This window comes from Arthrobacter sp. StoSoilB20, assembly GCF_019977295.1.
GTDB lineage: Bacteria > Actinomycetota > Actinomycetes > Actinomycetales > Micrococcaceae > Arthrobacter > Arthrobacter nicotinovorans_A.
Genome location: NZ_AP024651.1, coordinates 4,359,683 through 4,382,639, shown reverse-complemented (window position 1 = coordinate 4,382,639; position 22,957 = coordinate 4,359,683). Strand labels below are relative to the sequence as shown.

At 63.2% G+C, this 22,957-nt stretch carries 20 protein-coding genes and 1 pseudogene; 8 read left to right on the top strand and 13 right to left on the bottom strand.

From position 1 onward, the window contains the following. Positions 1-5: 5 nt before the first annotated feature. The 4 genes from LDN85_RS19945 to LDN85_RS19930 form a co-directional block, all read right to left on the bottom strand. Positions 6-1,514 carry an amino acid permease gene (locus LDN85_RS19945; RefSeq protein WP_026542680.1) on the bottom strand — a complete coding sequence of 503 codons (1,509 nt, stop codon included), beginning with the start codon at positions 1,512-1,514 and terminating at the stop codon, positions 6-8. Positions 1,515-1,660: 146 nt separating this feature from the next. After that, positions 1,661-3,076 (bottom strand): aspartate ammonia-lyase, encoded by a 1,416-nt coding sequence (gene aspA, locus LDN85_RS19940; protein WP_091553122.1) that lies wholly within the window; start codon positions 3,074-3,076, stop codon positions 1,661-1,663. 13 nt (positions 3,077-3,089) lie between these two features. Then, positions 3,090-4,115 (bottom strand): asparaginase, encoded by a 1,026-nt coding sequence (locus LDN85_RS19935; protein WP_223943934.1) that lies wholly within the window; start codon positions 4,113-4,115, stop codon positions 3,090-3,092. Then, positions 4,112-4,831, bottom strand: a complete 720-nt coding sequence (locus LDN85_RS19930; RefSeq protein ID WP_026542683.1) for a FadR/GntR family transcriptional regulator — start codon at positions 4,829-4,831, stop codon at positions 4,112-4,114. The genes LDN85_RS19935 and LDN85_RS19930 overlap by 4 nt, the downstream gene beginning before the upstream one ends. 338 nt (positions 4,832-5,169) lie before the next feature. Between LDN85_RS19930 and LDN85_RS19925 the strand changes: the two genes are divergently transcribed. From LDN85_RS19925 to LDN85_RS19915, 3 genes are all read left to right on the top strand, one after another. Further along, positions 5,170-5,676 carry a hypothetical protein gene (locus LDN85_RS19925; protein WP_223943932.1) on the top strand — a complete coding sequence of 169 codons (507 nt, stop codon included), beginning with the start codon at positions 5,170-5,172 and terminating at the stop codon, positions 5,674-5,676. Positions 5,677-5,754: 78 nt separating this feature from the next. After that, on the top strand, positions 5,755-6,363 hold the full coding sequence (locus LDN85_RS19920; protein ID WP_223943931.1) for a hypothetical protein: 609 nt from the start codon (positions 5,755-5,757) through the stop codon (positions 6,361-6,363). 82 nt (positions 6,364-6,445) lie between these two features. Next, the gene (locus tag LDN85_RS19915) at positions 6,446-6,907 is read left to right on the top strand and encodes a DUF3817 domain-containing protein (protein ID WP_223943929.1); all 462 of its coding nucleotides are present in this window, start codon (positions 6,446-6,448) and stop codon (positions 6,905-6,907) included. Between the two features lie 224 nt (positions 6,908-7,131). Here LDN85_RS19915 and LDN85_RS19910 read toward each other — a convergent pair whose 3' ends face one another. The 6 genes from LDN85_RS19910 to LDN85_RS19885 form a co-directional block, all read right to left on the bottom strand. Beyond that, a complete protein-coding gene (locus LDN85_RS19910) occupies positions 7,132-7,953 on the bottom strand; it encodes a PKD domain-containing protein (RefSeq protein ID WP_223943928.1) in 822 nt (273 codons plus the stop codon). 122 nt (positions 7,954-8,075) lie between these two features. After that, positions 8,076-8,504: a DUF6318 family protein gene (locus tag LDN85_RS19905; RefSeq protein ID WP_245232971.1), complete on the bottom strand. Its 429-nt coding sequence runs from the start codon at positions 8,502-8,504 to the stop codon at positions 8,076-8,078. Between the two features lie 4 nt (positions 8,505-8,508). Further along, positions 8,509-8,739, bottom strand: a complete 231-nt coding sequence (locus tag LDN85_RS19900; protein ID WP_223945512.1) for a hypothetical protein — start codon at positions 8,737-8,739, stop codon at positions 8,509-8,511. A 124-nt stretch (positions 8,740-8,863) separates the two neighbouring features. Then, a complete protein-coding gene (locus LDN85_RS19895) occupies positions 8,864-9,241 on the bottom strand; it encodes an RNA-binding S4 domain-containing protein (RefSeq protein WP_035761097.1) in 378 nt (125 codons plus the stop codon). 180 nt (positions 9,242-9,421) lie between these two features. Next, complete coding sequence (locus tag LDN85_RS19890; protein ID WP_223943927.1) at positions 9,422-10,525, bottom strand: sulfite oxidase; 1,104 nt, start codon at positions 10,523-10,525, stop codon at positions 9,422-9,424. 164 nt (positions 10,526-10,689) lie between these two features. Further along, on the bottom strand, positions 10,690-11,724 hold the full coding sequence (locus tag LDN85_RS19885; RefSeq protein WP_026542048.1) for an aldo/keto reductase: 1,035 nt from the start codon (positions 11,722-11,724) through the stop codon (positions 10,690-10,692). 285 nt (positions 11,725-12,009) lie between these two features. Between LDN85_RS19885 and LDN85_RS19880 the strand changes: the two genes are divergently transcribed. Then, positions 12,010-12,501, top strand: a complete 492-nt coding sequence (locus LDN85_RS19880; protein WP_026542047.1) for a flavin reductase family protein — start codon at positions 12,010-12,012, stop codon at positions 12,499-12,501. Positions 12,502-12,552: 51 nt separating this feature from the next. Here the strand turns inward: LDN85_RS19880 and LDN85_RS19875 are convergent, their stop codons facing one another. Continuing rightward, entirely contained in the window at positions 12,553-13,719 is a 1,167-nt protein-coding gene (locus tag LDN85_RS19875; RefSeq protein ID WP_223943926.1) for a hypothetical protein, read from the bottom strand. A 135-nt stretch (positions 13,720-13,854) separates the two neighbouring features. On the opposite strand from LDN85_RS19875, the gene LDN85_RS19870 reads away from it, so the two are divergent. Next, positions 13,855-14,310, top strand: coding sequence for a YchJ family protein (locus tag LDN85_RS19870; RefSeq protein ID WP_026548425.1), 456 nt, complete (start codon positions 13,855-13,857; stop codon positions 14,308-14,310). 4 nt (positions 14,311-14,314) lie between these two features. On the opposite strand, the gene LDN85_RS19865 is transcribed toward LDN85_RS19870, so the two are convergent. Further along, on the bottom strand, positions 14,315-16,279 hold the full coding sequence (locus LDN85_RS19865; protein WP_223943924.1) for an acyl-CoA dehydrogenase family protein: 1,965 nt from the start codon (positions 16,277-16,279) through the stop codon (positions 14,315-14,317). Between the two features lie 62 nt (positions 16,280-16,341). Further along, positions 16,342-16,644: a hypothetical protein gene (locus LDN85_RS19860; RefSeq protein WP_026542043.1), complete on the bottom strand. Its 303-nt coding sequence runs from the start codon at positions 16,642-16,644 to the stop codon at positions 16,342-16,344. A gap of 247 nt (positions 16,645-16,891) precedes the next feature. Here LDN85_RS19860 and LDN85_RS19855 point away from each other — a divergent pair, with 247 nt between their 5' ends. From LDN85_RS19855 to LDN85_RS19845, 3 genes and pseudogenes are all read left to right on the top strand, one after another. Then, positions 16,892-18,349: a DUF3375 family protein gene (locus LDN85_RS19855; protein WP_026542042.1), complete on the top strand. Its 1,458-nt coding sequence runs from the start codon at positions 16,892-16,894 to the stop codon at positions 18,347-18,349. 184 nt (positions 18,350-18,533) lie between these two features. Further along, positions 18,534-19,217 (top strand): annotated as a pseudogene (locus LDN85_RS19850) (DUF4194 domain-containing protein); the annotation flags it as partial. Positions 19,218-19,471: 254 nt separating this feature from the next. Then, entirely contained in the window at positions 19,472-22,954 is a 3,483-nt protein-coding gene (locus tag LDN85_RS19845; RefSeq protein WP_223943923.1) for an ATP-binding protein, read from the top strand. Positions 22,955-22,957 lie beyond the last annotated feature (3 nt).

The following is a 22,957-nucleotide window of genomic DNA, read 5'->3' as shown; positions in this document are numbered from 1 at the left end:
GGCTGTTACTTGTCGCCGCCGGGAAGCGGGCGGTTGGCGATGACCGGCGCGCTGCCGGTGTAGCCGTCGCGGGTGGCTGCAAGCTCATGGATCTGCTTGCGGCACAGGAACCAACCCCAGACCATGAGCCCGCAGGCGATGGCGGTGACCAGCATGGTCAGCGGGGATTCAATGAACACCATAATCAGCACGCCGAGCAGGAAGACCAAGGACAGCCAACCTGTGTACGGAGCACCGAACAACCGGAAGGAGGGGCGTTTCACCCAGCCCTTGTCCGACCAGCGCTTCAGCTGCATCTGGCAGAGGACGATGGTGGCCCAGGTGACGATGATGCCCACGGATGCGACGTTGAGGACGATTTCGAAGGCGTCGGACGGGACCAGGTAGTTCAGCGGAACACCGAGCAGGGAAACGCCGGCGGTGATGGCGATGCCACCGTAAGGGACACCTGCCTTGTTCATGCGCTGGGCGAACTTGGGGGCAGAACCGGCTACGGACATGGAGCGGAGGATACGGCCGGTGGAGTAGAGGCCGGCGTTCAGTGACGACAACGCGGCCGTCAGCACCACGAGGTTCATGATCACATCCACGCCCTCCACGCCAATGGAACCGAAGAACGTCACGAACGGGCTGACGCCCTTCTCGTAAGAGGTGTAGGGGAGCAGCAGTGCCAGCAGGATGACCGAGCCAACGTAGAAGACGGCGATGCGGAAGACCACGGAGTTGATGGCCTTGGGCATGATCTTTTCCGGGTTGGCGGTTTCACCGGCAGCGGTACCCACGAGCTCGATCGAGGCGTAAGCGAAGAGCACGCCCTGCATCAGGATGATCATGGGCAGGATGCCGTTCGGGAAGATGCCGCCGTTATCGGAGATGAGGCTGAAGCCGACTTCCTGGCCCTCCACAGGGGTGCCGAAGATGACGAAGTAGGTGCCCACAAGGAGGAACGCCACCAGTGCGGCCACCTTGATCAAAGCGAACCAGAACTCCATTTCGCCGAAGACCTTCACGGAAACCAGGTTCAGGCAGAGGACCACTACCAGGGCAATGAGCGCCCAGGCCCACTGCGGAACGGCGCCCATCCAAGCGATGTACTTGCCGAAGAAGTTCATGTACAGGGCCACTGCGGTGATATCGACAATGGTGGTGGTGGCCCAGTTGATCCAGTAGAACCAGCCGGAAATGAAGGCAGCCTTCTCGCCGTAGAACTCACGGGCGTAGGAGACGAACGATCCCGACGAGGGGCGGTGCAGCACCAGTTCGCCCAGTGCGCGGAGGATCAGGAAAGCGAAGAAGCCACAGACGGCGTAGGCGATGACGAGCGACGGACCGGCCGCGTTCAGCCGGCCACCGGCGCCCAGGAACAGGCCGGTACCGATTGCGCCGCCGATCGCGATCATCTGGATCTGGCGGGGCTTGAGGTCCTTGTGGTAGCCGGAGTCCTCTTTGTGGAGGGCTTTCTCGCTGGCGTGCGACTGGGCCGGGACCGTGTGGTCCGTGATGGGGTTGGTCATTGGAATCCTTAGGAGTGTCCTGTTGGGGGGTGTCCTTGGCGTGTCCGGCTCGGGGGATCCGGGCACACGGAACAGCGCCTCGTGGGGGTATGCCTCATCGGGCGGAACGGCTGACTGTAGCCGTTGGCTTACTGGCCAGTTTCGGCCTATTTGCTCAGATTTGCCAGACGTTCAGGGCTGAGCAGTTCCTCAAGCTGGGCGGCGGTCAAGAGACCATGTTCCAGCACGAGTTCTGCCACACCCTTGCCTGTTGCCAGCGCCTCCTGGGCGATAGCGGTGGCGGAGGCGTAACCGATATGGGGGTTCAATGCCGTGACAAGACCGATCGACTGCTCCACGGTAAGCCGTAGCCGTTCGGTGTTTGCGGTAATGCCCCGGACGCAGCGTGCCGTAAGGGTGCGGCACGCTGCTTCCAGGTGGGAGATGCTCTTGTGCAGGCTGTGCACAATGATCGGTTCGAAGGCGTTCAGCTGAAGCTGGCCCGCCTCCGCGGCCATGGTGACGGTGACATCGTTGCCGATGACTTCGTAGGCCACCTGGCTGACCACTTCCGGGATCACCGGATTGATCTTTCCGGGCATGATCGACGAACCGGACTGAACGGCCGGAAGGTTGATCTCGCCCAAACCCGCACGCGGTCCGGAGGACAGCAGGCGGAGGTCGTTGCAAATCTTGGAAAGCTTCACTGCCACGCGCTTCAGGACGCCGGACAGGTGCACGAAGGCGCCAACATCCTGGGTGGCCTCAATGAGGTCCGCGGCAGTGAGCAAGGGAAGGCCGGTGATCTCTGCCAAATGGCGGCAGGCGGCTTCGGCGTATCCGGCCGGGGCATTCAGTCCCGTGCCGATGGCTGTCGCGCCGAGGTTGATCTCGTGGATCAGCATGTGGGACTCGTCCAGGCGTGCACGGTCCTCGCCAATGGTCACGGCGTAGCCGCCGAACTCCTGGCCCAAGGTCATCGGAACAGCGTCCTGCAGCTGGGTGCGTCCCATTTTCACGACGGTCCGGAACTCCCGGCCCTTCTCGGCAAAGGCCAACTCGAGTTCCTCGAGGGCTTCAAGGAGTTCCTTTACGGAGAAGATCGTGGCGAGGTTCACCGCCGTCGGGTAGACGTCGTTGGTGGACTGGCTCAGGTTCACGTGGTCATTGGGGTGCAACTTGGAGTAATCGCCCTTGGGGTGGCCAAGGATCTCCAGGGCGCGGTTAGCGATGACCTCGTTGGCGTTCATGTTGGAACTGGTTCCCGCGCCGCCCTGGATGACATCCACCATGAACTGCTCGTGGAGCATGCCGTCCATGACGTCCTGGCAAGCCTGCACAATGGCATCCGCCTTTTCGGCGTCAAGCAGGCCAAGCTCATGGTTGGTGCGGGCCGCAGCCTGCTTCACCGCGGCCAGGCCCCTGACCAGGTGCTTGTTGGTGGAGAGAGGCTGCCCTGTGATGGGGAAGTTCTCAATGGCACGGAGGGTATGGACGCCCCAGTAGGCATCCGCAGGTACATCGCGGTCGCCCAGAAGGTCGTGTTCGGAACGGAGGGGGATCGCCTGATCGACGGTGGTCATAGCTGTCCTTGGTTTAGTTGCTGAAAATGTGGGCTGCGCGGATCTCGCCGACCGGAAGGCCGCCGCCCAGCACAGGTGGGCTCTGAAGCGTGTCCAAGCTGCCGCCGTCGACGCCCAACCGGCGAAGGACCTCAACGGTGACGGGCATGCGGGCGCGGTCGCCGCCATCGGAAATCTTGACGGCCACGCCGGTGCCGTCCGGCAGGCCCACCAGCTGGAGGCCTTCAAAGCCGTCCTTCGCGAGCAGGCCGGGAACGGCGCGCATGAGGGCGGTGACGTCCCGGCCTTCGCCGGCCACCATCTCCGGGAACCGGCGCATGGCGTGGGCAACCTTGCCTTCGTTGGTGTTTTCGTCCGCGGCGGCGATGCGGCCGTAGGCGCGGGCCATGCCATGCAGGGAGTGGGCGAAGAGCGGTGTCCCGCAGCCGTCCGTGCTGACCGCAGCGGCTTCCTCACCGGTAAGTTCCGTGATGGTTTCCCGCACCAGGACCTGCAAAGGGTGCTCGGGGTGCAAGTATCCCTCCACAGGCCAGCCGTTGATGACGCAGACCGCCGTCATTGAAGCGTGCTTGCCGGAGCAATTCTGCGCAATCTGCGTGGGGCCGTTGCCGGCGCGGAGCCATTCTTCGCGTTCAGCCACGCCGTAAGGGAGGTCCGTGCTGTTGCCCAGGTTTGATTCGTTGAGGCCATGCAGCTTCAGGATTTCCTCGGCGCCGCTGCGGTGCATCTGCGCGCCGGAGTGGCTGGCCGCGGTGAGCGCCAGGAGATTTTGCGGGATGTCCAGGCCGGCCTTGAGCAGGGCTACAGCCTGCAACGGCTTCAGGCTCGACCGCGGGTACATCGGGGCGTCCGGTTCGCCGGCTTCAAGCGCCGTGCTGTTATCTGCGGTGAGCGCGATCAGCGATCCGTAGTGGATGCTCTCCACCAGGCCGTCGCGGGTCAGTTCGACGAGGGGGACGTGGTGGGGCGTCTTTGCCGCCAGTTCCGGCTGGCTGGCGGTTGTTGCGGGGGCGGGCATGGTGTCCTTTGGGTGGGTCATTTGCTGAGGATCCTGTCCAGTGCAACGCTGACGGCCTGCAGGTGGGCGGCCATCGCTTTGCTTGCGGCTTCGGAGTCGCCGGCCTCGATCGCGTTGAGCACGGCGACGTGCTCTTCGTCGGAGCGGTGTTGGCGGTCAGCGACGAGGTTCAGGGTTTCGGACTGGTGCGCCAGGGCTTCGCGGATGTCCGAGACGACGCTGGCGAATACCCGGTTTCCGCTGGCGCGGGCTACGGCGGAGTGGAAGCTTGCGTCCAGGTTCACCCAGGCTTCGGGATCGGTCTCGTTGAGCATTTCCTGGACGATGTCCTTGAGGTGCTCAAGTTCCTCGTCCGTCCTTCTTTGCGCGGCAAGTCCGGCTGCGGGGATTTCGATATGGGGACGTGCTTCGTTGAGGTCGCGTGCACTGTACTGACCCAAGGTAAGGTCATTAGCAACCTTGTTGGCCACAATAAACGTGCCCTTGCCCGTTTTGGTCACTGTGAGGCCCAAGGTGTTGCAGGATCGCAGTGCTTCCCGGATGACCGAGCGGCTCACGCCGTACTGGCCCGCGAGCGTAGCTTCCGAGCTCAGCTTGGTGCCGATATCGAACTGCCCGCCCTCGATGGCTCGCCGGAGTGCCGCGAAGACCGCTTCCGCTGCGGAAATGCGTGAGATGGGCATGTGCCCACCTTGGGGATCTTGCTGTCCGGCTGTCCGGCTGTCTGACAGGTTCACGCTTCGAATATGGCACGGGTCACAAGGGGCTGTCAACGCTGAAAGGCTTGCTTCAGGGTTTGGGGGCCGACGGCGGCAGTTGCCGCTGGCGTTCAGCTCACCTTCGCCCGGTTCTCCATGGAGCGGAGGATGCTGATCAAGTGCCGATCGAACTGGAGGGCCAGCCTCTCGTACAGGCGCAATTTCGACAACCTGTCGCCGTACGGCAACTTTTCGAAAAGTCGCCGTACGGCGACTTTGGTAGTTGATGCCTGCCGCGACGGCTGCCTCGTGTGGTTGGTTTAGCCTGAAGAATTGGCACAAGGCGATGTCTTTCCGGGAGCTTGACACAATGGACCATGCTCTTCACCAAAAAGTCGCTCATGCAGGACGGGTTCACCGGCTTCAGACCGCTCGACGAACTCGATCCCATGAGGATTCCCCAAGGCCCCGGCATCTTCGCCATCCTGTGCCCCGCGGATTTCGACCCCGTGTTCCTCAGCAAGAGCACCGCAGGCACGTTCAAGAAAAAGGACCCTTCGCTCAAGCGTGAAGCGTTGGAAACCGAGTGGATAGCGGAAGCTGCCGTACTTTACCTGGGCAAAGCCAGCGCCGGCAGCCAAGGTAACCGGGGGCTGCGCAAACAGATCCAGGAGTTCATGGATTACGGCCGCGGACGTCCCACTGTTGTCTGGGACGCGCGGCTCATCTGGCAGCTGCGTGATGCTCTGGACCTCATTGTTGCGTGGAAGGAACTCCCCGCCTCCGAGCTGAACGCGGCCGAGGCTGCCTACCATTCCGACTTCGTGGCGGCCCACGGGCGGCTTCCGTTCGCCAACCTCGTCCAGGCCCGTCCCAAGAAGTAGCGAACAAGGCTCGACGGCGTCAGGCGAGTGCCGCCGTCGGCCTCCCACTCGCTGGGCGTTCGGCGCATAATGGCAACCATGACGGCCAGCAACCCCACTGGAAGCAAACCGCATGGACCTCGCATCACGGTTGAGGTACCCGTTCTCCGTATCGGCGCGGGGCCAGCTGACTATGACGGCTTATCCCGGTATGTGGATTCGCTCCGAAATCCGCCGGGACTGCACCTGACCCTGCTCCACGTTGGAATACTCGATGAACTTGGCAAGGACATCGCAGCCTGGACCAAGGGTTTGTCGTCACCTGCACAGACGCTTCCGGAGATCGCCAGTTGGTTGACCGAACTGCCGGTGTTGCAGGGCTTTCTGGGGAAGGCGGAAAAGTTGATCCCTTTGGGCGGTGGCCGCCTGATGGGGCTCGAGGTGGATGTGCCACAGGAAGTGCACGACTATCAGGCACTTTTGGTGCAAGGGCTCCACAAACTTCTGGACGACCTGGGCCTGGACAACATTGACGACTTCATCCTGAGCTCACCGGCGCTGGGCTACAGGTCGCCCCGCTGGTTGCCTCACGTCGCCGTCGGCAAAGCCCGGACACGGCACGAACCTGAGATGGAGATTGCGCCCGTTGCCATCGAGTTTGGCGATTCCCGAATCCGGAACCGGCAGGTACTGCCCTCGGCAAAGTGAAGTGTTGTTGGTAGGTGACGCACGGGAAGTTCTACAGCCGGTAAAATACGAGGTGTCTCCCGTTTCCTACCTGAGGACTTCCATGCAGCCCCGCACTTTGTTCCGCACTGTAGCTTTTGCCGAGGCCGTGACTTGGACGCTGCTGCTGATCGGGTTGTTCCTTAAGTACGTCACGCGCACCACCGACGTCGGAGTGAGCATCGCTGGAGGCATTCACGGCTTCGTGTTCCTTTGCTACGCCGCGACGGCAGCTTTCACCTGGATCAACCAGAAGTGGTCAACACGAACCGGCCTCCTTGCCATTGGTTCAGCCGTGATCCCGTACGCCACCATTCCCATGGAGAAGTCGCTGGACCGCCGTGGCCTCCTCGCAGGCGACTGGCGCTTGGCCGTTGGGGGAGATTCGCCTCAAGGTGGGTTCGAGAAAGCCCAGGCGTGGGTCCTGCGAAACCCTATTTTGGCCGTCGTTGTCACGTTGGTGGCTGTGGGTGTCGTGTTCAGCTTCCTGTTGTTCATGGGTCCTCCAGGTACCTGGTTCTCCTAGAATTCAGCCATCGGAAAGCACCGTTCTTCGGAACTGGTGCTTTCTTCTTTTTGGCGTGCCCGTTCCGTGGGCCGCCGCCACCCACTTTTCCGTGGGCCGCCGCCACCCACTTTGAGTCTTGAATGGCACGACGCGCCATCTGCACAGTGTGTCGATGGGCTGTTCGCCTTCGAAGTGGGTGTTTGCGGTTCGTGATGCGGGCAAAGGCTCAGGTGAGTCGCCACCTATTTCGGGTCTGCGCCGGGGCAGCCCCAGGAGTTGGGGTTTTCCTGGCAGGTGTCGGCGACGAGTGCTCTTTCTGTTTTCCAAACTTGGATGTTTTCGGCTGGTGTGGTGAGGTTCAGGGTTCCGTTGATGGGTAGGGGTGGGCCGTTGTTGACGGAGTAGGTGCCGGTGAAGCTGGTGGTGAGGGTGGCCTGGTAGTTGCCGGTTTCTGTGTAGCTGTGGCTGGTGCGTGTTTGGGTGTTGAGCCATTCGGTTTCCGGGATGGAGTATCCGGCTGCTGGTGTTGGTCCGAGGGTGGTGCCGTCACCGAAGGCGTAGGTGTAGTTGGCCGGTGTTGCGGTGAGGTGGACTGCTTGGCCGAGGATGCTGACGTTGAAGTCTTGCTCGCTGGCGGTGGTGTAGAAGTTGGTGGGTGCGCCTTTGAGGGTGTGGGGGAAGGGTTGGGCTTGGAGGGTTCCGGGGTTGATGGGTAGTTGTTGGAAGTCGTTGAGGATCCGGGCTGCGATGTTGGCCAGGACGTTCTCGGGTTGGGGGTCGTAGAGGCAGGTGGGTCCGGTGACGGGGATCCAGTCGGTCCAGCCTGGGTTGGTGATGGCTTTGGGGGCTTCCTTCCAGATGACCGGGGTGCCTGCTTCGGTGTTGGCTTCGGTGGCGGGGCATTCGAGGGCATCGCATCCGGGGTCCTTGGTGTCGGGCCCATCGGCGCGGCAGTGGGTGTCGGCCATGTACTGGCTGGGATCCTCAGCGGCGGCTGCATCCGTGCCCAGAACTGTGGAGGGTATGCCTGTGACTGGATCGATGATGAACGTCGCATTGACCACAATCGATCGGTCGCGGAATCCGGTTCCTGGACTCGGTACGGGGGAAGCCCACGAACCTCCAGCCCCGAGGACCGACGCGATGACTAGCAAAAGGCCTCCCGTCAAAGGGAGGGCACGGGACTTCATCTGATGACGCCAAGATCCGTTGTTGCCCACGAACCGTCACTGAAAACACCATAGAAAGCAGCGGCGTCGTTTGTGGCGGCCGTCGGTTCTCGGCCATTTGTACCATCGGGGTTCATATAGATGATCTGCTGCTGAAGGACCTGAACTTTCGCTGGTTGCGACACCGCTGATGGTTGCCAAAGAACTTCAACTACTGGTGTTCGATACTGTCCGCCGACAAGCCACCGGCCGTCCGTGTAGTTTGTAGCGACCCCTGCCACGAGATCCATGCAGAGCACGCAACTCTCACTGGACAATTCCTTCGCTCTTGCAGAGTCACCGGTTTCGTACGCGTAGCTAAGCAGCTGGAACCAGTACCCAATAAACGCCTCCAACCCCGCCTTCGAGTTTTCCTTCGCCAACTCCGGCATCACGGGAACGGGCACATTTTCAGCCTTCCCCTTCGCATCCGCGGGCTTGTACACGGCGGGCGCTGAAGGAGTAGCCGAAGCGGTCGGGACCGGAGCGCTGGTGGCGGGCGACGCCGTCGTCGAGTTTGATTCGGACGGTTGCGTGCTGGGTGCGGGGCCGCCCTGACAGCCACTCAGAAGCACCGCCATAGTCAGAGCCATGACCGCCGTCCAAGGCCGGACAGAAGAAAAAGTGGCAGACGAAAGGCATGACATGACAGGCTCCCCAGCAGCTGTTTGGCGTTGTGCCGGTCAGTCTAGGTCGGGAGGGAAGCCAGATTCACGTCAGAAATTGCGGCTTGTGGATAAGTGCCCCGCCGCGGTCGGATATCTCCCTATCCCCGGAGCTTGTCCATATCCCTGCGGTCCTTCTTGGTGGGCCGTCCGGCGCCGCGGTCGCGTTGGGGCAGCCCGAGCTTAGGCGCAACAGGGCGTGGGGGAGTGTGGTCGGTGAAGCAGTGTGAGGCGGCTTCGGCGCCGACACGCTTCGCGATGAGTCGCCGCACTTCGAGGATCCGTTCCCAGCCCGATTCACGGACCCGGATGGTGTCGCCGATGATCACGCTCTGTGATGCCTTGACCGGGTTTCCGTTGATGCGGATGTGGCCGGCACGGCAGGCAGCGGTGGCGGCCGAGCGGGTCTTGTAGGCACGTATCGCCCAAAGCCAGGCGTCGACTCGGACGTTTGCCGGTGAAGATGACGGGATACTCATGATTGGGAAGAGTCTAACCGGGCCTCGCAAGCCCTGCGGGAACGCAAGAAGCAGCGAGGTCGTGGGAGGCCGGCCAAAACCCCCGGAAAGTTACGGCGATCCCGCAGCATTCCGGCGATCTCGACGATCTCAAGGAGACGGGACGAGGCGGAGCGGGCGCGGCGCAGCTTGGAGACCCAGCTACCGCACCGTAACCTCAACCACCTGCGCCATGTTGTTCCCGATGCCCTGGTAATTCCACACCTGCTCCGTGGGCTGCAGCGCGCCGGACGTATCCATCGCCCGGCACCGCAGTACGTGCTCACCTGGACCCGCGACCCACACCATGGACCACGACCTCCACGCGAAATCACCCAAGGGCGGATCCACATGGGCAGGCATCCACTCGCCGTCGATCCCCACCTCCACCCGTTCAACCTCGCCGTGCCCGGACCACGCGCGGCCGTGCAGCATGACCGGACCGGCGTCCACAATCCGGCGTCGGGTGAAGAATTCCGGAATCCCGGGAGGGATCATGAGCGAACGGACACGGATGTGAGTCACGGGCAGCCCGGGACCGTCGGGACCTTGCAGGTAGTGATAGGCAACAGCCTGTTGGAATCCCGTGAACCGCGACGTCACGGCCTCGATCGACGTCAACCATTTCACACTTGCCATCCCGTACCAGCCGGGCACCAACAGGCGGAGGGGGAACCCATGCTGCATCGGCAAGGGATGTCCGTTCATGGCATAGACCAGCATGACTTCGGGATGCATCGCCTCGGCCACAGACAGGCTGCGCGCATAGGGCTCTTCGACGCCGCCCTGGACTCCGGCGTCCGCACCCGTAAAGACAAGTTCGACGGCGTCACTCGCCAAACCTGCCTCCTCCAGCAGGGGTGCCAAGGGAGTTCCGGTCCACTCGGCCGTACCCACTGCACCCATGACCCACGGTTGGCTTAGCGGACGCGGTTGCAGGAGGGAGCGGCCATTTCCAGCGCACTCAAGCGTTACGGGAATGGTGACGGCGGGTCTGGCCTTGATGTCGTCCAGGCTCAGCTCAAAGCTGCGGTCAACAGCCCCACCCAGCCTCAACCGCCAGGTGTCGACGGAAACGTGGGGGATGTCGAAATGGATGAGCAGGTAGTGGAGCCCGGCCGGCGTGATGTCGTCGTGCAGGGCCTCCAACGGCATGGAATGGTTGCGGCCGGAGAGTTGAAGTTCCTCCGGGGTCAGGGGACCCTCGGTCGGCTGACCGGCGGTGGCGGCTTTCGCAGCCCTTTGCTTGACATGGTGCTTGGACATGGGACGGCGGCGTTCTACTGGAAGCTAAACGCTGCGGAGTGCCGCAGCACTTAGGACAAGGATCACGCCGCTGCCCAAGCCCGTCAATAGCCTGTTGTGAGGCCCGCTCTGCGCCATAAGGGAAGACCAAAGCGCGCAAAGCGGGCCTCGCAACGCAATGGTGGCTACCGGCGTCGCAGTTCCGGGTACTCAAGGTGTGGGGCAACAGTGCCGGCGTCGCGCTCCAGGAAGTTGACCGCCGGGGCAACGATGTCGTCAATTTCGTCAAGGATCGACTCGCTCAACACCACGTCCGCAGCCTTCAGGTAGTCCGTCAGGTGGTCCTCGGTACGGGGCCCGATCACCACGCTCGTCACCGCCGGGTGGTTCAGCGCGAAGGCCACGGCAAGCTGGATGAGGGTCAGACCATGCCGGGCTGCGAGCTGAGCCAAGGCGTCCGCCGCATGCAGTTTGCCTTGATTAAAGGGCGCATTTACGTCGAAACGGCCCGGAAGTGCGCCCGATCGGGAGCTTTCAGGCTGCCCCGCACCCACCCGGTATCCGCCGGCCAGCCACCCGCCGTCGAGCGGTCCGTAACTCAAAACCCCGACGCCGTACTGCTGGGTGATGGGGAAAACATCACGTTCGTTGGCACGCACCAAAAGCGAATAGGGAACCTGGTCAACCACGGGCGGGGTCAGATGGTTGGTGTTCGCGATCCACTGCGCCTCCACAAGCTGGGCCGGACTGAACACGGACGTGCCGTAGTAGAGGATCTTGCCTTGCCGGATGAGGTCGTTGAGCGCAGTGATGGTCTCCAGGAGATCGGTGTTGTAGTCCGGACGGTGCGCCTGATAGAGATCGATCCTGTCCGTGTTCAACCGCCGCAAGCTGTCCTCCACAGCCCGGACGATCCACCGGCGGGAGTTGCCCGCATGCGCCGGGTTGGACCCCATCTGTCCGTGGAACTTGGTGGCGAGGAAGACGTCGTCACGCCGGCTGTGGATGGCCTGGCCAACCACGGTTTCTGCCTCTCCCTGGGAGTAGATGTCCGCGGTGTCGACGCTCGTGATGCCAGCATCCAGTGCCGCCTTGATGATACGGATGCTCTCTGCGGGACCCGTGGGTGCGGCGCCGGTGCCGAAGTTCAGGGTGCCCAGCGTGAGCGGGCTGATCAGGGCGCCAGTGCGTCCAAGCGTTCGTAGCTCGTTGAGGCTCATGTCGGCTTCCTGTGGTGGGGCTGTGCTGATGGGGCGGTCCTGACGTCCAGGCATTGGCCGTGGACCGGATGTTCAATCGAGGCTACACACGGCCGCCGGAGGCATAAACGCAAGCGGTAGAACTTCTTCGTTTTTCGTCTTGCGAGGTAATGGAAGAGGCCTTACTTCGCGATATTTCTTGACACGCGGCAACACAAATGTCTTTCGGATCAACAAATATTGCCGTTCCCGGAAGCAGGTGAATTATGGGAAAGGAACTCAGGCAACGCGATAGGGGAGACCGGAATGACTCAGACCACAGTGGAAGAAACGGCGGCCATCAAGGCGGCCTTTGCGCAATTCCCGTCAGGAGTTGCGGCGTTCAGCGCGATGGTGGATTTCACTCCGGAAGCCCTGGTGGCATCGTCCTTCACCGTGGGGGTTTCCCTGGAGCCGCCGCTGGTGATGTTCGCCGTGCAGAACTCTTCCACGACGTGGCCCAAGCTGCGCCAGGCCAGACGCCTGGGTGTATCAGTGCTCGCCGAGGGCCAGGAAGCTGCGGCACTGCAGTTGGCCTCGAAAACGCGGGACCGTTTCGCCGGGCTGGCCACAAGCGTGGGTGATTCAGGCGCCGTCCTGATTGATGGCGCCGTGCTGGGCTTTGAATGCGAAGTCGTTTCGGAGACGCCCGCCGGTGATCACGCGATCGTCGTCCTGGAGGTCAAGGCCACCACCATCAACCTCGAATCGAAGCCATTGATCTACCACGGCGCAACGTTCCGGCAGTTGGCGGCCTAGTACCTGGCGGCCCAGTATCGGGCTGCCAGGCTTCTGGCTGTCTGGCTTCCGCTAGGAGTTGCGGCTGGCGCTGCTGAGCGAACCTTTTCGGATCGGGCTCGGAGACTTCCCATTTTTGGAAGTGTTCGGGCCCGACTTCTTTGCGTCGCTGCCGGAGCCGTTGGACGCGCCGTTGCCGGAGGCGTTCTTGGAGGCGCCGCCGCTGCCGGAGCTGTTGGACGCGCCGTTGCCGGCACCGTTCTTGGACGCGCCGCCGGTCCCGCCGGAGCTTGTCCCGCCGCCGTTGTCGCCTACGCCGTTCCGGCTGTTGCCTCCGCCGTTGTCGCCTACGCCGTTCCGGCTGTTGCCTCCGCCGTTCCCGCCACCCGGCTTTGCCGACGCATCCGGGCTGTTCGGGCCCTGTTTTGCGTCACTGGACGACGGCGTTGGCTCACCGATGTCCCGGACGGTCACCTTGATGGCCGGCGGCTGTCCTGCCTGCGCGCGGGCAGCTGCACGCCGGTCCGCCTCGGCCACAGCGTCAGCCCAGTCCTTGGCCAGAACAGGCGGTTCCTTGGTGGCTGCCACAACGATCGGATGGTGTGCGGTCTGGTGTTCGACCACTGACTTGACCTCTGCCGGTTTGGGCAGGTTGCGCGGGTCTACCTTGTCTTTCCACGCGCCGTCCTTAAGCCCAGCCGCCGTACCCGAGAGCCGGCGTCGAACGCCTCCAAGGAGGTCCCGCTTCGGGGCCGCTGGTTCGGGGGCCGCAGCAGGTTCTTTGGCTGGTTTTTCTGCCGACGCCGACGGCGCTTCAGCCGACCCAACCGGCGCTTCAGCAGGCCGTACCGGAGCTGCGGCGGACCCCGCAGGGACGGCAGTGGCCCGGGCCGGGGTGGCAGCCGGTGCGAGTGTTGCCGCAGCCTGCACCCGATCTGTGGAACCCGTTTCCAAGTAGGCCAGGTCATCGAGCGGAGAATCAGCAACCGCCGGGGTATCGCCGCCGGTCACAGGATCGGGAACACGGGCGGGTCGCGGGGGCAACTGAACGATGCGTGTGGTTTCCTTTTTCGGGAAAATACCCACCATCGCCAGGAGAATAATCGACAGCAACCGCCCCACCCCGGCGACCACCAGAGTGATGATAATGATCAACCCGAGACCCAGGAACATCAGGACAGCGAGTCCCAGTGTTCCTAAATAGGTCAAGTTGATGGCGAGTGTTGTCGGATCCTCCACGTAGCCTCCCCTGGCTGTCGTTTTGTGATGCGCGCATTGCCCACCCAGCTTGCGTATCCAGCCTACGGTCCAGCACCGACGGAATCACGCGCCGCCCCCTACTCTGGCGGGGTTGTTTCAAAGCTGTTATACGGCGTGGGAAAATATGTTGCCCAGCTCTCATTTACTGCCTCAGATTGGGACCTTGTGACCCCTGATACCACCCGGCTCCGCAACGGCGCTTGTCCCTGCCTTTCGGGCGACCAGTACGACGATTGCTGTGCCCGTTTCCACCGCGGTGATGCCGATGCGCCCACAGCGGAGCAACTCATGCGTTCGAGGTATTCGGCGTTCGTGGTCCTTGATCCCGCTTACCTGCTGCGCACCTGGCATGCTTCAACCAGGCCGCAATCCATGGACCTCGATGAGGACATGCAGTGGCGGAGGCTGGACATTCTCTCTACAGATAAGGGCGGCCCCCTGGACAACTCCGGCACTGTGGAGTTCGCCGCTCATTACAGGCTCGACGGCGAACGCGGAGTCCAGCGCGAAGCCAGCCGTTTTGTTCGGGAAGGCAAGCGCTGGTTCTACGTGGATGGTGACGTCCGCTAGGAAGTTACCTGTAGTTGCGGTGCAGGTTCTCCTTGGTTGAAGCGCCGGGCGAGGCGTCGCCGATCCATGGCCCGGTGCCTTCGGACTGGTCCAAAACTCCGGCCTCCAGCCAGGCGTAGTCTCCGGCGAGGACTTTGCGCGAGAGCCCGTGGTCGCCGTCGTCAGTGTTCCTCCACAGCTGGTCAAAGTACTCATCCACCCGCACCCGCGCTTGTTCACAGAAGGCCTCGGCCAGTTCAAACGCCGTGGCACCCTGTTCCGGGTGCTTGCGCAGCAGCATTTCAGCGCGCGAGCAGCAGGCTGCCATTGCGAACAGCTCAGCGCCGATGTCCACGATCCGGCCCAGGAATGCCTGCTTGTGTTCAAGCTTCGCCTGCCACCGGCCCATGCCGTAGAAGGTTTGCCGCGCCAACCGGCGGGAGGACCTCTCGACGAACCGCAGCTGCTTGGCCAGGCGCCCAAACTCCGCGTAGGACCGCGGATCCATTCCAGCGCCGGCTACGAGCTTCGGCAGCCATTTCGCATAGAAACCTGAGGCCCCGACGGCGGCCCTCGCCTTGTCCTGCAAGCTCGCATCCGCTGAGGCGAGGTCGCCCGCGGCTGCAAGGTGTGCGTCAACTGCTTCGCGGGCGATCAGGAGTTTCATGATCTCGCTGGAACCTTCGAAGATCCGGTTGATGCGGAGGTCCCTGAGCAGCTGCTCGGCGGGGACGGCACGCTCGCCCCGGGCTTCCAGGGAGTCGGCGGTTTCGAAGCCCCGGCCGCCACGGATCTGGACCAGTTCATCGGCGATCCGGCAGCTCAGCTCGGTGGACCACAGCTTGGCCAGCGCAGCCTCGATCCGCACGTCCTTCTGCCCTGCGTCCGCCATCTCGGCGGACAGTTCAAAAACGGCTTCCAAGGCAAAAGTGGTGGCGGCGATGAAAGCGATCTTCTTTCCAACCGCTTCGTGTTGGCCAACCGGGCGTCCCCATTGGGTCCGTGCGTTGGACCATTCGCGGGAGATTTTCAGGCTCCACTTTCCCGCGGCAACGCAGAGGCCGGGGATGGAAAGCCGTCCCGTATTAAGGGTGGTGAGGGCGATCTTGAGTCCTTGGCCTTCGCGGCCGAGCCGGTTGGCGGCAGGGACCCGGACTTGGTGGAAGCGGGTTACCCCGTTCTCGATCCCGCGCAGCCCCATGAAGGCGTTGCGGTTCTCCACAGTGATCCCGGGGGAGTCCATCTCCACAACGAATGCCGAGATGCCGCCCTTATGCTCGGTGCCATCAGCATCGGTGTGTGCGGGGACCCTGGCCATGACCACCACCAGTTCGGCGATCACCCCGTTGGTGGTCCACAGTTTCACGCCGTCCAGAACGTAAGACCCGCCGTCGTCGGACAATACGGCAGTGGCGCCCATCCGCGCGGGGTCGCTGCCGACGTCGGGCTCTGTCAGGAGGAAAGCGGTGATGGCGCCGGCGGCGCAACGCGGCAGGTATTCCTGCTTCTGTTCGCTCGTGCCGAATTCTTTGACCGGCTCCGGCACTCCGATGGACTGGTGGGCGGAAATCAGCGCGCCCAGGCTCGGATGCACGGATCCCAAAAGGGCCAAAGCGCGCCCGTAATAGACCAAGGACAGGCCGAGGCCCCCGTACTCGCGGGGGATCTTCATGCCGAAAACGCCCAGGTCCGCGAGGCCTTTGAGGTACTCGTCAGGAATCCTTGCGTCCCGTTCAATAACGCGGCCGGACATGGTTTTGGCCAACGTGAGCAACCGGCCCATGAATTCCTCGCCCCGCTCTACATCGTCCCCCTTGGCTTGTGGCCACGGGTGGATGAGGCTGAGGTCAAAGCTGCCCAGGTACAGGCCTTTGGCGAAGCTGGGCCGGTTCCATTCGGTTTCACGCGCGGCTTCGGCGACGGCGCGGGCTTCTTCTGCGGTGGCGTTGACGCTTGCTGCGGCGAGACTGTTGTCAGTGGCGGACGTCATGGGATAACTCCTCTAGCCGGTTATGCCGGATGGAGCCAGGGTCCGCCTCGGGTGGGAACCCTTCAGCTGTCCCTCAATGCTACCCGCGGGTAGCTACCCGTGCCAGTGGAAATTTGGGGCTGGAATTCGGCCGGAATTTCCACTTGTCCGGCGTGGTGGACCAAACGGTCCCACGCAAAGTTAATGCCATGGACGAGGCCGCCGAGGACGCCTTTGACGGCGTACCAAACCATGCCCATTGCGCCGATAAGAACGATTGTTGCCATAGCTGCTGCAGCGATGAATGCCACCAAAAGCGCAGCGAAAAACAGTGTTCCAATAACTACGTATGTGCCTGTTTCCAGCGCAGTGAAATCGAAATCCATGGTTCCCCCCGGAGCGACGGTGCGTGGGTCGGCGCGGCGTGGCTGCGTCGATGCTCTGACACTAGGGCGCCAGCTACGTTCCGGCCAGAGCGGAAACGTGGCGTGGCCGCGTTGATATGGGATCGAAACCATACCGCACGGTAGGTTACGAAATGGTTGCGGTGGGGAGGCTCCGACGCTCTGCGTTAACCTTGTACGGGGCAGTTTTCGCTGCCAGCCAGGTTTCGCAGCAGCTGAAGGAGAGTAATTGTCCCGTTCAGCCATGTCTTCCGCCGATGCAATCAGTGCAAGGCTCCGTGACCTCGAACAGCTGACCAAGGGGCCGGCGTGGGCCCTGACGCGTTCGGCGCCGTGGGTGATCGCGGTGCTGCAGGCCTCCTTCACCCGCACCCGTCCGCAGCTTCCGCTCGAAGAGTTCCATGCCGACGTCGACGCTTTCCTTGAGCAACTCCGGCGCCAGGACCCGGCGTTGGGCGGCCAACAGAACGGCAAGCTGTTCGGTGATGAATGGACCCGGAAGCAATTCCTGACCCGCCGGAACCAGTCGGGCCAGATCGTTTACGAAGTCACCGAGCCAGCGGCCCGTGTCCTGGCGTTCCTCGACAGCCTGTCCAGCGAACGTTCAACCTTGAATGGATCACGGCTTGGCACTTTGCTGGGTGACGTGGAGAAGCTCGCCAACGAGACCAACCCGGACCAAAGCGCGCGGCTGGAGGCCTTGGAAGAAGAAATCCAAGAGCGGCAGCAGCTGGTGGAGGACATCAGCTCCGGCGAGTTCGATGGCCTCCTGGACGATGAAGAGGCGGTGGAAGCTGCCGGCAACATCCTTGACCTTGCCGCCAGCCTGCCCGCTGACTACAAGAAAATGCGCGACCGCATCGAAGAACTGGTGGGCGAACTCCGGAACCAGATCATCGAGGAATCCCTGAGCAAGGGCGCCACGATGGCCCAGGTCCTGGAAGCCGACAAGCGGTTGCGGCAAAGCCCTGAGGGACGCACCTTCCGGTCCTTCACCGCTTTCCTGGAGGACCCGCAGCAGCAGTTGCGGTTCCGTTCGGCGATCGGCGAGGTGCTGAGCCGGCAGTTTGCAGACGACCTCACCCCGGAAGACCGCGAAACCCTGAAGAACCTGGTGGCCGAACTGCGCACCCAGCACAGCCAGATCCAGCGGATTTACGGCAAGCTTTCCGAAAGCCTGAACACCTACATCCAAAGCGACGACGTCCGGCAATCGGTCAGCCTCCGCAAAGTACTTGCCGAAGCCGAGCAAGCGATCCGCTCCTTGCCGTACGAGCGCGACCGGCCCGGCCTGGTTCCCGGACCTGTGCTGTTCAACGCCGGATTCGAATCGCTGGCCATGGTCAAACTCTTCGATCCCGACGAATTTGCCACACCCCCGCGCCTTGCCGACCCCATCGCTTTCAGCGACTCGGACCGGGTCCGGTCCGCACGAACCGGAAAAGCCAAGCCTGCCGTGGTCCGGGCGGCAATGGCGGGATCCGCTACCTTGGCCGAGGCATGGGAGAACCTCCCCGCTGAGGAACGGCACATCAACACTGTGCGCACCCTGCTCTCCATGGCGCTCCAGACGGGTGCGGCCTTCGATCGCGCCGCCTGGGAACACATCGACTTCGAACAAATCGACGGCAGTACCCGCACTGCGTACCTGCCGGTCGTTACGCTGAATGAGGATTCTGATGACTGAGGAAATCACGACGCCGGAACCCGCCGTTGAGGAAACCACGACGCCGGAACCCGCCGTTGAGGAAACCACGACGCCGGAACCCGCCCAGGCGGTTGAGGTCACCACGGAGGGGACCAAGGACGCGGCGGAGGCTGTGGAGCCGGCGACAGAGGCTGCTGAACCTGCGGCGGATCCAGCTGCAGACATCAGTCACGCGGACCCATTCCGGGTCACGCCGCGGGACTCCTTTGTTGACGGGGCTGCCCTGTTCCCTGGTGACACCGGTGTGCTCCCCATGAAGGTCCGCCATGCTCTGGTGAAGCTCCTCAAAGGCCCTTACATCGACGGCGGCCGTGACGAAAAACTGTGGACCACGCTCTTGGACAACCAGCTGATCCTCCGCAGCCGGCTCTCCGAGCTGTTCCTCACTCTCCAGCTCGATCACGACCGCAAGATTGCAGTCCTCCGCCCAGTCGACCCCGAAATCATCGGTGCCGGTTCCCGGTCAAGCATCCTTCGGCAGCAGCGGGCCCTGAGCCGTGTGGAGACCATCGTCCTGCTGCGCCTGCGGCTCCTGCTGGACCGCCATGTCACAGCCCAGACAGATCCGACCATCACCCGTGAAGAGATCTCCGACCTCGTGGCCAACTACACCCCTGCCGGCCAACAAGATGCCCTCCGGGACTCCGACGTCGTAACCCGGACCATCACCAAACTCCTGGCCCGCCAACTTCTCCTCCCCACCCCGCTGGATGACAGCTACACCATCAGCAACGCCCTCCCACTGGCCCTTCCTTTCGAGAACATCGGCGACATCCCGGCCCAGATCGAGGCACTGATAGCAGTAGCAGCGGACGAGTCCGGAACAGAACCCCTCCTGGACCTCGACCCCTCTGACGCCAACCACCCCGCCCCTATAGGTGACGAGCTGGACGACGATTCCGAAGGTGACGGGTCCGCAGAGGTGAGCGCCGACGTCGAGCGTTCTTCGGATGAAATCGGAGATGCCGATGAAGTCGGGAACGGCACGAGCGGCGATGCCGGAGACATGCGGCAGCATGCGTCTAAGCGAGGTACGAGCGAGCATGGAGAGCATGTGTCCGGTACCGCCGCGGACGCAACCACGACTGACGGGATCACCAAGTGACGATCGCAAGCATGCTCCCCCTCGGCGAACTCACCAACCCGGGCCAGATGCGGTTGGCGCTCGTCCAGGTGGTCAACTGGGGCACGTTCCATGGCGCGCACACCATGCACGTGGACCGCAAGGGCACCCTGCTCACAGGCAACTCGGGCGTCGGTAAGTCGACTCTCTTTGATGCGATGCTGCGCGTTTTCGATGCCCGTCCGCGCTCGAATGAGGCTGCCGCCCAGCGCTCCGGCGGTGCTGTGGAGGACAAGAGGACCACGTTCACCTACATGCGCGGCAAGGTTGGCGACAAGGCCGTGGGGGACAGCTCGGCCAGTGCCTTCCAGCGCCCTGGTGCCACCTGGTCCGCCGTCGCGCTGACGTTTGATAACGCAGCCGGCACGAAGGTAACGGTGTCGGCGCTGTTCGACCTTCCCAAAAATGGCACTGAGTCCAGTGTCGGGCGTTTCTACGTGATCGACAGCAAGCCGTTGGATCTTGAGGCCATTGAGGGGATTGCGCAGAAGCGGTTTACCAAGGGCGCGCTGGAGTCGATTTTCCCTGAAGGCCAGGTCTTCGACGTGCATAAGGCGTTCGCCGAGCGCTTCCGCAGGCTGCTGGGCATCAACTCCGACCAGGCGCTGCCGCTGCTTCGCGTGATCCAGGCCGGCAAGGGCTTGGGCGGAAGCGTCAATACGTTCTTCCGTGACCAGGTGCTTGACGCCCCGGCGACTCTGGCCGCCGCTGATGACGTGGTGGAGGAGTTCAGCAACCTGATGTCCATCCGGCAGCGGCTGGAAGATGTCCGTCAGCAGCGGGACCAGCTTGCTCCGGTTCCCGGGCTGAACAAGGAATACGCGCAGGCATTGCTGGACGCGAACCGGCTCCGGGAGTTGGCGGGCGAGGAGTTTGAGGCTTACAAGCAGCAGCTCGCAGTGACTGTGCATGCAAAGACGCTGGCCCGGTTTAAGGAGCTCGCGCAGTCCAAGGCGCAGGAACTCGCCGCGGAGCGCACCGTCCGCGACGCCCTGGCCAAGGAGCTTCGCGATCTCGAGCTGGATTACAACAACCGCGGCGGCAACGCGATTTCGGCCATTGAACAGTCGCTGGAGAACGCCCGCGTTGGCCTTAAGCTGCGCCAGCAAGTTGAGGATTCGGCCCGGAAGGCGCTGGCCGACGCCGGGTTGAACCTTGAGTGGTCCGCCGAGGGCTGGGACCAGGCCCATGAGCAGGCAGCAGCTCGATCGGCAGAGTTGAAGGACGATTCGGAGGCCCTGAAGGAGCTCCGTTTCGAGGCCTTCGACGGCCATGCCACCAAGAAGCGGGAGCTTGCCGCGGCCCAGCAGGAACTCTTGTCGCTCCGCTCGCGCAAGTCCCTGCTGCCGCCGTCGAGCATCGAAAACCGTGCCGCCATCGCCGCCGCAACAGGCGTCCCGGAAGAGCGGATGCCGTTTGGCGGTGAGCTGATCGACCTCGCCGAGGGGCAGGACCAGTGGCGCCCGGCGGCTGAGCGTGCCCTCCGCAACCTTGCCACCACGTTGCTGGTTCCGGGCGAGCACTTCGCCGCAGTTACCCGGTACTTGAACGACAACTCCGTCCGTGGCGCTCTCCGCGCAGTGGATGTGTCCAAGCCGCTCGCCGGTGGCGCGCTGGCTGTGGAGGACGTGTCCGACGGCGACCTCCTGACAAAGTTGAGCATCCTCACCTCGGGCGCCAATGCCGACGCCGGGGAATGGATCCGCGAGCGGATCGCCGTGGACTTCGCGTACCCGTGCGTCGAGGATCCCGACCAGCTGGCCGGGATGGACAAGGGCCTGAGCCTGGGTGGCGTGGTCAAGCGCAACCGGCACACCGTGGAGAAAGACGACCGTTTCACCAGCCGCCAGGACTACGTCCTCGGGTTCGATAACGCCTCCAAACTCGAGTTGGTGGCCGCACGGGTGGGCGAGCTGGAAAACGAGCTGGTCAAGGCTGCCGAACTGGCCCAGAGCCGCGAGGATTCGCATCAGGGCATGGCCCGCCAGCTCGAGGCGTTGCGCCGGGTGGCCGAAGACGAACGGCCGTGGGAGCAGGTCTCCGCAGCGGTGGCCGCGGACGAACTGGCCCGCATTGAGCAGCGGCTGACGGACGCCTTGGCCGCGCAGGCCGACCTGGAGCCACTCCGTGCAAACATCGAGGCCGTGCGGGAAAAGCACCAGTCCTCCACAGGGTCGGCCGCCGTGTTGCAGAGCGAATACAAAGCGCTGGACCACAAAATGACCACAGCGGACGGCCTGCTCGATGCCGCGAGGTTGAAGCTGGAGCAAACACCGCCGTCGGCCTCCACCATCACCGCGCTGGAACCCTACTTTGACGGCGTCGCTGATGTCTCCGAGCTGTACGAGCTCGACAACCTGGCCAACAGCGTCCGCAACAAGTTGCTCGACGAGCTTCATGCCGCTGAATCGCGCGGACAGGCAACCGCCGAGCGGCTGACTCGCATGTTCGAGGCGTTCGTCCGCGACTGGGGAAGTGCCATCAGCGCCGACCACGGTACATCGATCGGAGCAGCCGGCGACTTCGAGTCCCGGTATCACGCGATCGTCAGCGACGGACTGCCCGCCCAAGAGGCCGAGTTCCGGTTGTTCTTCAACCAGCGCACCCACGAGTCGTTCAGTACGCTCCTGCACTTGCTGGATGAGGAACGGCGCAGTATCACCAGCCGCATCCTGCCCCTGAACGGCATCCTGTCCCAGGTTAATTTCCACGAGGGCAGCTTCCTGGAACTGGACATCAAGCAGACGCTTCCGGCCACGGCCAAGCAGTTCAAGGACGCGATCCAGAACGCGCTGAAGGCAAAGCACACCCGGCCGTCCCGGGGGGCTGCTCCAGCGGCGGAAGTGGACGACGACGCCGAGCTCACCGCCCGCTACAAGTCCTTGGAAACCCTGGTGAAGCGCCTCGGATCGCAAACGCCCGAGGACCGCCGCTGGCGGGCCGAGGTGCTGGACGTTCGTGGGCACCTGTTTATCCAGTGCAAGGAGCACCGCGAGGTAGCTTCAAAGGCGGGCAAGGCCCCCGGTAAAGCCGGCACCGGCAAGGCAACCAAAAAGAAGACCGAAGTGTTCATGCACGCCGATACCGGTTCCATGTCCGGGGGTGAGCGCCAGCGATTCACGGCGTTCATCATGGCCGCTGCCCTGAGCTACCAGTTGGGCATCGCCGAGCAAGGGTTCACCACCTACGGAACCGTAATGATGGACGAAGCGTTCGTGTTGGCTTCGGAGGAATTCGCGGGCGCCGGCATCAAGGCGCTTCACGAGTTCGGGTTCCAGCTGTTGCTGGCGGCTCCGGAAAACGTGATCGACCTGTCCCGGCACCTTGGATCCGTTACCGAGATCCTCCGGGACAAGCGCACCAACCGCTCGGGCGTGCTGACAGCTCCCGTCATCGCCGGTCCGGGCGAACCGGGCGCGTGGCGCTCCGAAGCCAACCCTGTGGACATCGTCCTCCGGTAACAG